The 13,032-nt window shown below is 59.2% G+C and carries 6 protein-coding genes; all 6 read right to left on the bottom strand.

Annotated features, from left to right (window positions below):
- Positions 1-240: 240 nt before the first annotated feature.
- The 6 genes from G3480_RS03565 to G3480_RS03590 all read right to left on the bottom strand — a co-directional run bounded on the left by G3480_RS03565 (position 241) and on the right by G3480_RS03590 (position 12,304).
- On the bottom strand, positions 241-3,594 hold the full coding sequence (locus tag G3480_RS03565) for a glycosyltransferase (RefSeq protein WP_164652303.1): 3,354 nt from the start codon (positions 3,592-3,594) through the stop codon (positions 241-243).
- Positions 3,595-3,906: 312 nt separating this feature from the next.
- Positions 3,907-5,136, bottom strand: a complete 1,230-nt coding sequence (locus G3480_RS03570) for a hypothetical protein (RefSeq protein ID WP_164652304.1) — start codon at positions 5,134-5,136, stop codon at positions 3,907-3,909.
- Between the two features lie 575 nt (positions 5,137-5,711).
- Positions 5,712-6,440 carry a hypothetical protein gene (locus tag G3480_RS03575; RefSeq protein WP_164652305.1) on the bottom strand — a complete coding sequence of 243 codons (729 nt, stop codon included), beginning with the start codon at positions 6,438-6,440 and terminating at the stop codon, positions 5,712-5,714.
- A 103-nt stretch (positions 6,441-6,543) separates the two neighbouring features.
- Positions 6,544-8,925: a glycosyltransferase family 2 protein gene (locus G3480_RS03580; protein WP_164652306.1), complete on the bottom strand. Its 2,382-nt coding sequence runs from the start codon at positions 8,923-8,925 to the stop codon at positions 6,544-6,546.
- The gene (locus G3480_RS03585) at positions 8,922-11,486 is read right to left on the bottom strand and encodes a glycosyltransferase (RefSeq protein WP_164652307.1); all 2,565 of its coding nucleotides are present in this window, start codon (positions 11,484-11,486) and stop codon (positions 8,922-8,924) included. The genes G3480_RS03580 and G3480_RS03585 overlap by 4 nt, the downstream gene beginning before the upstream one ends.
- Positions 11,487-11,581: 95 nt before the next feature.
- Positions 11,582-12,304, bottom strand: a complete 723-nt coding sequence (locus G3480_RS03590) for a calcium-binding protein (RefSeq protein ID WP_164652308.1) — start codon at positions 12,302-12,304, stop codon at positions 11,582-11,584.
- Between the last annotated feature and the right edge of the window lie 728 nt (positions 12,305-13,032).

Raw genomic sequence — 13,032 nt, forward strand, 5'->3', positions numbered from 1 at the left:
GTCGCGCAATCGCGGCGGGGCGCCGCTCCCACGTCGCTTTGCCTTGAAGGATTCACGGTGTCGACTCAACCGACTGGACGGTTCGATGATCAACGCCAAGTTCCGCAATCAAGCAATAACCGCATCGTGCACTGGCGAACCCTTGTCCGACGCCTGCCTTATGAAGGATTCCAGCGCCCTCAAACTCATGATTCAAGTCGGTTAGCGAACGAAACTCAAGCATGGCCTCATTCGTGACGCTCATAGCGACGTCGATTGTCGTCCACGCGCGGGCTTCCTCGTCCTCACTTTACCGCCTTTAGCCGATTGTACAAGCGCTTGGATCACTTGGCTGGATGTCATCGGGCAAGGCAGAACCCACCCGGCCGGCAAGGCGCTAACGCGCTCTCCCAAGGCCCCGAGGTTCGGCACGATGGGCGTCAGCCCAGCAGCTAATGCTTCGGACAACGTATAGCTGTAGGTCTCCGGCCAGGGGCTGAGAAAGAGCGCGAGATGACAGTCGCTGTCGGCCAGCAGATCCGGCAGCCTCTCAGGCTGATATTCCCCGCTGATCTGGACATTCCCAAGGGCGTCGAGGGGGGTATCGTCCATGGTGTAACCCACGAGGAAAAATCGCAGGTGCGGCGCCTCCCGGTAGGCCCGCTGAGCCGTTTCGACCAGCAGATCGTAGCCCTTGTTGGGTCCGATGGCGCCGATGACCGCGACGCGCCGCTCCATGCCGGATTTTGGCAGTGGTTTGGGGGTGAAAAGCTTGTCCCTGTCATCGTGTGGTCGGACCTCAACCCGTTCGAGCCGAAACACTTGCTTGATGCGCGTGGCGGCATCCTGGCATGGCGCGGTGATTTGGCGCGCTGTTGCGAGTCGGGCCTGATGAAAGGCGCGCCAGTCGGCCATGCTGCCGCCGAGTTGTTCGAAGGCGTTCGCGACGGCATGTTCGAGCGGTTTCGCGGTGACGCAATAGTCACAGCGTCCCAGCGATGGCTGTTCACAAAATTGATCCCGATGATCCAGCAGGTGGATACGTGGGCAGGCCGCGTAGTAGTCGTGCAGGCTGTAATCGAAGGGGACACCGAGCATCTCGGCAAGGTTCCAGACGCCAAGCGGCAGACCAATCCACTGGTGCATCCGGACCGAGGAGACGCCCAGTTGACGGAGCGTGTCGAGGAGTTCCGATGATGACTGTGGCGAGGGGACGGATAGGCTGTCGAGATCGCGCATGGGTAGGCTGAGCGCGAGATCCGTTGCGGGTTGGATGAGTTCGATGCGTTCATCAAGGGTGGGCCGCAGGATGAGCGCCGCCTCCCCTTGTTGCATGCGCTTTTCGATCAGTTCATCGACATGGCGCCGGACGCCGCCACCCCAGGCATGTGTGATGTGCAGGACATGGTGCCGCGCGGACTGTCGCATCAAGGGTAGGACGATGCGCGCGCGCGCGCTGGCCAGTGGGTCGCGGCGGATGAAGCGGGCGACACGCTCGGCGTAATCGGGGTAGAGGGCAGTCAACAGGCCGAGGTTGTCCCGTATCCGGGCCTGTTTCTCGTCCTGAAAGGAGACGGCGCCATGATGTTGGACGAAGACATCGCAGGCGGCGACATGCCGCCAGCCGATCGCCGATGCCTTGAGACAGAAGTCGTTTTCCTCACCATAGCCCATGCCCCAGCGCGCTTCGTCGAAGTATCCCACCTCATCCAGCGCCTGGCGCTTGATGAACATGCAGAAGCCGATGGCGGTGGGGATGTCGATCTGGAGACCGGGGTTGGCGTCGGCGCACAGCCGATCCAGATCCGTGACCGTCATGTCTTTCGGCAGGTCGTTATCCTCCTGCGGGCGGGGGAGCGAGCAGATAGTGGCGCGGTTGGAAAAGGGCGTGACGGTCGCGATCCGTTCGTCGGCATGGGCGGCATGTCGCAGTCGGCTGAGCCAGTCGGCGGTGGGCAGACAGGTATCCGCGTTGAGCAGGATGACATCGCGCTCCGGGTGCAGGGCCATGCCACGATTGACGCTGGCGACGAATCCTTGATTTCGGGTGTGTTCCAACAGGGTGATGCCGGGATGAGCCTCGGTGAGACGACGCAGATCGGCGCTCAGTTCCGGGTCCGGACTGGCGTCGTTGATGAGGATGATGTCATGTGGCCATGGATCGCCGCATTCGAGGAGACTTCGAATGCAATCGAGCGTTTCCCGGCGGCCCTTGTAGACTGGAATGATGACATCCAGTGTCCGCTCGGACGGCGCATCCGGCGCGGCTGGAACCTCTTTATAGAGGCTTCCGTCGGGCGTTTCCCTCTGACGAAGCTGTTGTATGTAGTCATGGATCCACCAGCGTAAATCGGGGTCGAGTTGCGCCGCGCGCTCGGCGACACGCATGATTTCAGCCCGTGCGCCAATCAGGATGTCCTTTCCCGTTGCGGACTGGCGTGTGCCGGCGATCGTGAGTCGAATCCGCCTGGCTTGGCTGTTTTGCATGGCCGACGGTAAGTGGAGTGTCAATCCTACCCGCCTAATTTTATCTGTGTCTTTGCGCTTTTTGCCATCTGGCGGGATTGGATGCGTGTCATTCGCTTGAGCGGAGGCGATGCGCCGTCCCTGTTCCCAGGCCTCGACCCTGATCTGTTTGAATGGCGATTCCTCGATAAACATCCAGCCGACAATGATGCTGTTGTTAGCGTATGTGATGCCATGACGCAGGGTCGCGATGAACCGCTGTTCACCATTGGCGAGGATGTCGCCCGTTGCCTTATGACGCACGACCAGGGTGTGGGGTTCGCCGTCGAGGTATGGACCTGGAACGCTGAGCGCAAAGCCGCATCGCGTGTGTTGGAGTCGAACGCTTGCGAAATCCTTGCGCTGGAGGTCGGCCTCCTGTTCCAGCACTTTCTCGCCATCGATCCAAAGCTCAACCTTGGCGGTTGTCTCGCTTGGACCGGAGAGCGTCGCCCAACCGAGGAGGTCGATCCCGTCGCAATCGGCGACATGGCCCCAGCCTCGGACTTCCATTGGGTTCAGGGGACTTCCAGCGAGATCCTTGCCGCTGTCGCGATGAATGATGCGGATGGACTTACCGTGATCGCCTTGGGATAGGAGCCAGCGCTTGAGATCGACACGATAGCCGTGGGCGGCATCGGCCATGCCTTGTTGAACGATGTCTGGACGAGGGGCAGTGATGTCCCCGCTGGCGATTTCCTCGTCATCCAGCAGCGCCACGACCGAGGGCAAGGCTCTGTCCGTGGTCTGCTTAACCCAGCCGAACACAATGCCATCAACGATACCATCAATGTTGCCCACGAGCGGATCAGTTGTGATGGCCGCTGTTGGCAAATGCTCGCCCTCAAGCCACTCGCCGGATTGCATGATGCGCGCGCGCAACGGGCGGCGGGCGTTCATCGTCTTGGCGGGCAGGGGGATGGCGAAGCCATGGTGTCCATCGCCAAAGCCTTGTTCGACGAGATCCTTGCGAAGAAGGTCGGCACACCCATTGGCGATCGGGGTCTCACCATCGAGTATCTCGATGACGGTTTGTGTTCCAGGTTGGTCTGTGACGAACGCCCAACCGATCGCGTGGTTATCTTGGATGATGTCGAGGCAGCCTGGCATGAGGTTAGTGAATCCAAGGGAGATGTGTGTAACGAGATTGCTCTTACCCTATGTGGCTCTCCTGACCTTTGATGCTGCTTCTCTACAGGCCAGGATTTCAGCCACGCGTCGTCTGGTGGTCTATTCCTCGATCATCGTTTGATTCAAGGCTGAGTTGAGCCTTGATCGTCAGTTGGACCGGTAGGTTGGACGAGCGAGAGCGAAGTCCAACCAATTCCTCACCGTTGTTGGTAGACTGCGCTCCGCCCCTCGTAACGTCAACGAATACATGAGATGCGTATCAATTCGGCTTGTAAACTTCGCTCGATTGTATTAGCTGGAACGATCATTGTAGACTTTGAGCTTGTCGTTGATGAGCGGTCCGTTCGGGCGAAAGCGCTGTGCAATCGTCATGAGCTTCTCGGCGCCATGGACGTTGGTTTCCTCAATCGCGATTGCCTCGTTGCGGACGAGGTTGATGGCATCCTCGCGCAATGCCTTTGGCAGCTTGCGAACGATGTCTTCGAGTGCCTCAATCGACGCGTCGTTGGACCATGGGATGATATCTCGCCCATAAGTCTCCTCAGGGAACTCCGCATAGTCGACGCCAGAAGCCGCGAGCAGCCAGCCACGATCATTGAATGAGGTGTTCCAGATCTTGCGTGCGATATCGGAACGAAGCCGATATCTCGGTCCGGGGATGCCCTGCAGCTTCGCCTTGATCTTGATGTAGCCGTCTTCACCACCGGCGAGCTGCCTCCTTCCGGCCATTTGATTCAGCCTCGAGAGCAAGCGCACGCACTCGGTAGATAGGCTTTCGTTTAGCTTTGAGCAGTTTACCGACTTCGCGAGGGCGTCGGGAGCCCCGATGCGATTCAGGAAGAAACCAAGGGGGCCGGTTTGGAAATCCACAGCTTGCTCGTAGGGGTAGATTGAAACGGCATCGCCGAACTCCGCGAGCCAAGGCTCGAGGCGTGATCGAAAGAGCTGCGAAGAATCCCCAACGAATTGTGACACGGCTGCGTTGAAAGTCGCGCCGCCCTTGATACGTTCCTGCACCGCACTTGAGCAGAATGTCACGGTATGCCGAGTGAAGGCTATCGCCCTGATCTCGAAATCCGCTACCGGATGCTCTAGGAAGAACCTATGCAACCGTTGGATCTCGCTTGCACGCATAAAAGATAAGTCTTCACCTGACAAGATGAGTGTAGGATTCTGGAGTACTTTGATTTTGTTAATCCAAGTATCGAGCTGATTGCGCGTTGATGCATTTTGCGCAACGATTTCGTCTGTCGTTAATCGCGCGTTGCGGTTTAGAACGTAGTCGGTCGGGCTGTCACAGAAAAAACTATAAAGTGCATGCGAATGATTACTATGGATGACACCATTGACGTCGAACGTTGGAAAATATGTTTGATGATTTTCAATAGTCCTGGGGTTGTTTGCAAGATCGTTTTGAATGCTTGTCGTGGCGGTCTTATGGAGTCCAATATGCAGAATGAGCCGCACGAGAGGACGAGCCGACTGGGGCGGGTCTAGGCGGCGCGTCTCAGCAGTTTTCATTCAGCTGACCTAAGAACGCGTCCATCAATTGTTTCTCGGTGCGAGCGATCCCGCCCGAAATCCCCCCTGGCCCCCTTTGCGAAAGGGGGAGGTTGTTGATGGTCACTTTCTAAGTTAGAAAAATCGGTTGGCATAATATGCTTTGGTTCTTGTCGCAGGCGAATACGAGGATGCTCAGGTCGCTTGTCTGGGCCCTTTGCCGTGGGAGGGACTATTCCTAAGTTTCTCGATGCGAGCGATCCTGCCCGAAATCCCCCCCTGGCCCGAATGGCGCTAACTTAAGCAGGACACCAATATAGATTAGCAGCTTAGCGACGCCCGAGGCTGCCAACCAGCGGCGTTTCAGGTGCCTTCTCGGGTCGAAACCGGCCGAAACCAGGGCGGGACGACAGACTCTTCCATGGCGGTGCTTCTGTAAGTCTCCGATCTATAATGGGAGCGCCGTTAAGTTAGCGCCATTCCCCCCTGGCCCCCCTTTGCGAAAGGGGGGAGGTTGTTGATGGTCACTTTCTAAGTTAGAAAAATCGGTTGGCATAATATGCTTCGGTTCTTGTCGCAGGCGAATACGAGGATGCTCAGGTCGCTTGGCTGGGCCCTTTGCAGTGGGAGGGACTGTTCCTAAGCTCGGTTCCACTCGGGCCGGCATAGGCTCGGACTTGATCCCCGGGGGCGAGTGCCTCGTCCGATGATAGCTCGAGTCGGAATCCGCAGTTACCAGTCGGATGAAGCCCGTGCTCCAGGATGTCTGGCCGCATGTAATCAGCCAGAATTTTGAGCACGCGATCATCATTGATGCGCACTTGGATCTCGCAGGGCTGCTCCGTCCCCATCTGCATCGCCCAACCTGTGATTAACCGCGGGGTGACTTTGTCGATGCAGCCCTTCACCTCGGGCACCGACGCCGTTTGTGTTGCCGCAGCCTCGATTCTGACAGGGGCTTCGGCATCCAGGAAGGCTTCCAGTGCCTGCATCGCAGCGGTGATTCGCAGCGCAATGTAGCTGGCCTCGGGGTGATCGGTCGTGGCCAGCCAGCGCTCGGCAGTGGCAAGTGTCTGAGGCAGCCGGAGTGAGGTGATGGCGTCTTCCAGCGCCTCCGTGTCGCGGTCAAAGGCACTCAGTTTTCCGATCCATCCCTTGAGCGCTTCGAGGTCTTTGGTGCTGCATGACTCTCGCAGGTCCGCCGTCATGGTGTAACCGCCTTCACTGAGCCTGCGGATGTAGCCTAGGGGCTCATGGCTCTCGGGTTCGTCGGTCTTTGCGCGACCGACCTCGATGTCCTTCTCGTTCAGTCTGAAAACAAGCATGCGACTTCGTGTCTCGATAAGTGTGACGAGATCGGTGATGGCTCGGTCAGCGATGGCGAGGTAGCTCCAAGCCGGTTGGGAAAGAACTGCAACATGTCTTGTTTCAGCGGGGCTTGCGGTCGCGGGGCGGTAACGCGAGTCCCTCGAATGGCGACTGGCGGGCGTAGAGGGACAGGCTCGGATGGTAGTAGGGGTCTGCGGCGATCCGGGCGCCCCAGCGTCGGTGCAGCATGGCGATCTCGCGTCGGGCGCGCGCCTGCTTTTCTGGGATGGCGTGATCGAGTCCGCGGCTCTGTGACTCAAGGTGGTAGAGCGTTGCGAATGGCGTCCACAGCACCCGCTGTCCGACTTCTTGGACGCGAAGGCAGTAGTCAACGTCATTGAAGGCGACCGGATAAGCATTGGCATCCAACCCGCCAAGCTCGAGATAGAGGGGCTTGGGGGTGAGCAGACAGGCTGCGGTGACTGCGGAGGATGCGTGCGGCAATTGGTTTAGATGACGGTAGCCGGAATCCCTGTCCATCCAGGTGTTCCCGATATGGCCGGCGATTCCTCCGACGCCAAGAACGACTCCGGCGTGCTGGACCATATGGTTTTGCCAGATCAGCTTTGCGCCGACGGCGCCAACGTCCGGCTGCTGTAGGCGACTGACCATCTCCTTTAGCCAATGCGCAGAAGTTTCCGGCACCAAGGTGTCGTTATTGAGGAGGCAGAGCAGCTCGCCCTCGCTTGCCGCGACTCCCAGGTTGTTGATCCGCGAGTAATTGAAGGCACCTGGGCAGGGAATAACTCGGCAGCGCGGTTCCTGGGAGAGCTGTTTCAACCAGTCTAGCGTTTCGGTCTCCCGGGAGTCGTTGTCGAGGATCAGGACCTCAAAATCGGGGTAGTCGGTGTGTGAGAGCAGGCTTTCGACACATGCTCGGAGGAGATCCAGCCGGTCGCGGGTCGGTATGAGTATGCTGACCTTGGGAGAGTTATCGGCAGGCCATCGGACGTATCGAAGCGATGGGTCTCCGCTTTGATGGGGCAGCACCTCAAGCGTGCGATTGGTGTAGATGGTCTCAAGAAGGCTTTGCACACGCTGGCGTCTGCGTTCGCTCATTTTTGGGCCGAAGGTGGCTGTGTGGCGGCGATGGTAGAGCACGCGCGGCAGATGCCATGGGCGAGAAGGTGGCGATCTTGTTAGCAGTGCCTCCGCGGCGATGAACGGCAGGTCAGTAAGGCGATTCAGCTTCGCGCCATTCAAACAGGCGGCTCGGACGACGAAGAGGTGATGGGTGTAGTCGACGGATTGAAAGAGTTCGAAGTCCCAGCTTGGCTTGAGCCAGGGGGCTGTGCGCTCGCCGTTTGGACCGTCATGATCGCAGTCGGTGTAAAGGGCATCTATGCCGCCTGCTGAAAAGCTCTGCGCAACCCAGGCTAGGGCATGCGGAGGAAGATGATCTCCTGCTTCGACGAAGGTGACAAGTGTATCTTCAGCGGGAGCGTCGGCATCAATGCATGCGAACTCTGTCGTTTCGGCGCTGATCCGTGGGTCATCGGATAGGGTTACTCCGGCTGGAGCGCCGATGACGCGCGCTCGCCAGTGGGCGTGCGTTTGATTGACCAGGCTGTTGAGCGTCCGCCCAAGCTCCTGGCCATGCCGGATTAGTACGAGGAAGGGGGTGCCGGGAGTTGTGAGCGGCTGCTCTTGAGATTCGAAGGCGTCAAACCAGGCTGGGTAGTCAGCGAAGCTTAGGCCCTGTGGCAGTCGGAGTTCCGATTCGTGGAGCAGCCGATCCATGACCGTGATCTCGGCTGTCAGGTTGCTCAAGGGGATCCCAGACCCGATGCGGTCGATGATCCCATGAAACAGATGCTGCACCCCGCGCCGGTGCGAAAAGACGCTGACGGGACTTCCTGGCATTTGGCGGTCGTTGGCGAGCACTTTGACCTGGTGCTCTTTGCCGTCGGCAAGGGTCAGGGGGAGCGCCGCGGCGAAGCGTTGATCTGCGTCTGTGACTGTTCGGCAAAGCTCTTCGCGCTCTTGGTAGAAGACGATCGTTACCGGTTGGTCTTCTCGGCTCGGGTCATTCACCCAACCATGAATATGAAGGCCGCCGTCTGAAACGACGAGTTCGCCATCCAGCGGCAGGGAACTGGGCAAGGGGGCTTTGGCCGGATCAATGGGGCCGCCCAAGTGGTAAGTCCCAGGCAGCGATCGATCCGTATTCGCGATTCGTGCGCTGATTCGTCCCCGATCACCAAGCAGGCTTTCGGGGAGGGCGAAGCAGAAACCATGGCAGCCGTCACCGATTCCGGCCGCTGCAAGCCCGGGGTAGTGCAGCCGCGCCTCAACGACGGCAAGTGCGAGATCTTCGAGGAGGATCTCAACCCACCAACGCCGTTTTGGTGCCGTGGTGCTCCAGGCCCAGCCGTGGATCAAGTTACCGTAGGGTGCCCTGAGTTCGCCTCTGAGCCCATGGGTCGGGGGAGGGGTGCTCATGGGCCCTGTTCTGTTCCTTCTGTCAGTGCCTCAGCGATGACACTCAAAAGCGCTTCTGAGCTTGCGTTGATCGCAACGCCATACGTCATCGGTTCAGTAAGATAGGCTAGGCCGTCGGCGGCCCTGATTCCCACATAGGGTATCATCAAACGCCGACTGGCCAAGAATGCGCTTGGATCTGGCCCTGGAGATCGGCTTGGATGCAGAATACAGCGACACCCGATCCAGGCGAGATGCTGTAACAAGGTCGAAGGGGATGGGTTAGATAGACATTCGCATTGGCCTGTCGATAGGAATGCGGCTTCATCGTACACCTGTCCCACCAAGAGCCATCGGATTGTAGTTTGGCGAATCCGGACCAGCTCAATGAGCCGCTGCTGCTCTGATGCACTGATCTCTTGGCTCCAGACCGCGACCCATGCCGGCCCCTCTGGTGCCTCGATCGGAGCCCAGAGATTGTCGATTCGCGTGTCGAGCGGGAGGAGTTGGGTCTGATTGGGCGCAGTGCCACGATGGCCGCTGCTGCGAAGCCAGCGGGCGATACGGTAGCGGCTGTGGGCGCGCCGAACGTGATTCACTGGTAAAGGCGCCCTCAAGTAAGCATTGTCTTCCAGAGAGTCGTCAAGACAGATGAGATCGAATGCCTCTGACTTGCTCGCCAGGATGTCTAGGAAGAGTGCCGGACAGGCGCGATCGTGCAGTATCGTCGTCGTCTCCGACAGATTGAGTGAGAGCAGGGTTTGGACGAGTTCTGCGCGCTGTTCGGGCAGTTGGAAGCTGAGATTGTGCGGGGGTGTCTCCAATGCACCCTCGAGCCTTACGGAGGGTCCGTGACGACTTTCGATGTGGCGGACCTGCAGGTCTCGGCAGCCTGAGCGTTGGCGTCTCAGCAGCAGGTCATAGGTGAAGTAACGGTTGGCTGCGCGTTCGGAGAGCAAGAAAAGTCCGTCCCAGTCGAGATTGTCCGCGAGCCACAGCCTTTCCAGGCGCGCGCGGGCTTTGAATAGCGGGTCCCGGCGCTGGAAGACCCCGGCCTCTAACCGTTGGGCTGGATAGCGTTCTTGAATAACAAGATCGTTGTCTTTGCTCAGCCTCGCTTTATCGAGCTGGAAGGAAGCGCCGCCTTTATGCGCGACGAACACGTCTGTGGCGCAGAGGTGTCGCCATCCCGCGCTGGCCAGCCTAAAGCAGTAGTCGATTTCTTCTGCGTAGCCTAAGAGATAAGCTCGGTCGTCGAGACGCCCGGCGGCACTCAGCGCCTCCGCCTTGAGATACATGCAGAACCCGATGGCTGTCGGGACTTCCTCATAGGCTCGATCGTTCGCCAGCGCGGCAAGGCGATGCAGCAATGCCGTTTTTTGAGCGTTCGGGAACGGGTTGGCCGTCATTGGCTGCGGGTAGCTGAACAGTTGGGCGTTGTTCGACAACGGCGTGGCTGTTGCGACATCCGGATCGGACCATGCGGCCGCGCTGAGGCGATCGAGCCAGTCGCCGTAGACGATGGTGTCTGAGTTGAGCCAGACCATGTCGCGCCCTCTGCAGACATCCATCGCGAAGTTGATCGCGCCAATGAAGCCGAGGTTGCGTTGGGTCTGCAAGTACACGCCCTGCGCATTATGCGCGACCGCCCTTAGCCAGGGTTTTATCTCGGGCTCGGGCGAGCAGTCGTTTACGAGGACTAGGCGGAATGCTGTGCTGTTCGCGGCTTTGCTGGTGAGTACGGAATCGATGCATCGCGCCGCAAGTTCATGCCCACGATACACCGGGATCACGAGGTTGACGCCCCCAGATCGTCGTGAGGGAGAGCCGGTTGGCGCGCGACACTTGGGCGGCGGCGGCGGAGGCCCGTAGCGCATAGGGGCTCCGGACAACCGGGTGTGATCTGCAGCGAATACGTCGATCATGAGCCCCTCGCGTCCAGGTATGTCCGGGAGGCTGTGGGAGAAGGCTCGGCCGAGGGGGAATCGTTCTGAAGGAATCAGGGTGCTGCTGAGCCGCCCGTTGGAGTAGATCTTGATCTCGGGCGCATGTGTTGGGAAAACGCTGTCATAGGCCCAGCCTTTGAGTTGAGTCCCTTCGATCCATGCGGCTCCCAAGATTTGGCGGGCCTCCCCCAGCGACCGTGATGCCCGACGAAGGGCCCGGCGGTTGTGTGACCGCAAGTGCAGGAACTCGGCCTTGGCTAGGCTCTGAGAGCTGGGCAAGGCAGAGAGCCCGAGCTTCTCCAAAAGTATCCAAGTGTGCCCTAAGGCGCTGGCCTGACGCGGATCCTCGCTTGCCAGGGCTAGCCACTGCTCAAGGGCGAACTCTGGGCGGCCGCTTTGTTCAAACGCCCTCGCCAGTCCTTGGGAGAGCTGTTTGTGGCCAGGGTGGCGTTGAATCGCGGCCAAGAATCGCACCACAGCGAGTGCCGGCTGACCAGCGCGCAGCGCAGTCGAGGCGCGCAGGACGGCGATCCCCTGCCTGCCCGGAAAGGCCCCTGTAGCAAGGTCGAGCCAGCGGATTGCTCGGGCGGGATGCGCGCGACTCTCTTGGCGGAGATGTTGCAGGAACTGTGACATTCACAGGGTCGCGCGAGTCTATCGCAGGGTTCATACAAACGATGAGGGCGGCCTAAGAAGGCCGCCCAGATCTCAGGGGCGAGTTGGCGCGGAACTCAGAAGTCTTCTGGATCAAGATCGTCGACGGTATCGTCGACGTCAAGCTGCTTGCCCAACTCGTCCCCGTAGTTGATCTGTTCCACGTTGACCACTGTTACGGTTTGCCCGGTAGCCGCGTTCGTGTAGGTAACTTCCCCGGTGCCCTCATCGGTTTCCGAGGTCCAGTCGTCGGAGGTGCCGGACAGCGTCAAGGTGTCATTTCCTTCGCCGCCGTCTACGTAGTCCGTTCCTCCGCCGTTGATGCGGACGATGTCGTCCCCGGAGCCCATGAAGAGTGTCTCATCGCCATTACCCGTGACGACAGTATCGTCTCCGCCGTCTAGCACGGCCAAGAGGTCCTCGTCGCCGCCGATAACCGTATCGTCATAGTCCGATCCGTAGATGACACTGTTCGCGTCGGGTGAGGCGTCAGGATCATCGGGGCTCAGATCGACGAAAATGCCGGACTCTGCGTTGCTAGCATCTACGGCGACCCCGTTCGCCAGGTCTTCCGCATTCAGCACAATCTGGTCTTCCGCTCCTCCATAAACAGCCAGAATATCCGTGCCATCAGGCGGCGGAGTGTTGGACTCGCCTGCGTAGTATCCGTGGACAGAGAGCATTCCATCATCGTCGACCGCTTCATCAATCAGGTCGTTCAATATGGCTTTGGCTTTCGGTGCGAGATCAGGGTTAGTGTCGATGTTATCCCTGGTCTGGTCAGCGTAGATATCTCCCACTTCACTCTCCCCCCCCGATTCTGAACGACTAAACTCGATGCTACCGTCTGCCGACTAAACCGAACGATGCCGACGTTTCGCAGAAGAGTAGCGGATACTGGCTCCGATGTACAGTTCCTAACCTATTGCTAACTTCGTCACGTTATCCTTGTCGTCCAGCATCCGCTGGACTGGGGGCTGGGCAAAGTCGGCGCAACGGAGTTTGAGAGGGCCCATCCTGATTTGGCCCACCAACGCCCCAAGCGCCCTGGCGCGCCGAGCCATGCCGACGCCATGCTTGCCCTGCGGCTCACGCGCGCCAGAGGCAAGTGGGAGGACTGCTGACAGGAACTCACCAAGCAAATCGCGTGACAGATAGGCTCGATGCGCCATTTTGGGTCGTACCCGCCTCGCAGCGTGCTCCTCCCCGGCCTTGTCGGTTACGGATTAGCCTCAATCGGCTGGTAAAATCGACCTTCCTAAATAAGATACAGCCCGGTAACGAGGCTTGTTCGGCGGGTATGCGATGGCGCTCGAGAGGCAGGCCTCGGCTTCAGTCCGAGCGGGAGTCCGCCTTCCTGATGGTGCGATGTATTTCGCGAGGTTGCGGGTGGCGTGCACACATCACCCTCTGCTGATATTGTCCTGTGGCAGCACTGCTTGCTGAATCCTTTCTATCAAAAGGGGCTGAGTGTTGGGGAGTGCGCATGTTTTCGCCACGATGCGTTCACGTGTTTTTAGCATGCAAC

It is taken from the genome of Thiorhodococcus mannitoliphagus (assembly GCF_010915725.1).
In the GTDB taxonomy this organism is placed as follows: domain Bacteria; phylum Pseudomonadota; class Gammaproteobacteria; order Chromatiales; family Chromatiaceae; genus Thiorhodococcus; species Thiorhodococcus mannitoliphagus.

Bases quoted from the DNA above. Each gene is read 5' to 3' on its own strand.
- G3480_RS03565 (WP_164652303.1), bottom strand. From the start codon at position 3,594: ATGCCAGGCTGCCTCGACATCATCCAAGATAACCACGCGATCGGTTGG.
- G3480_RS03570 (WP_164652304.1), bottom strand. From the start codon at position 5,136: ATGAAAACTGCTGAGACGCGCCGCCTAGACCCGCCCCAGTCGGCTCGT.
- G3480_RS03575 (WP_164652305.1), bottom strand. From the start codon at position 6,440: ATGCTTGTTTTCAGACTGAACGAGAAGGACATCGAGGTCGGTCGCGCA.
- G3480_RS03580 (WP_164652306.1), bottom strand. From the start codon at position 8,925: ATGAGCACCCCTCCCCCGACCCATGGGCTCAGAGGCGAACTCAGGGCA.
- G3480_RS03585 (WP_164652307.1), bottom strand. From the start codon at position 11,486: ATGTCACAGTTCCTGCAACATCTCCGCCAAGAGAGTCGCGCGCATCCC.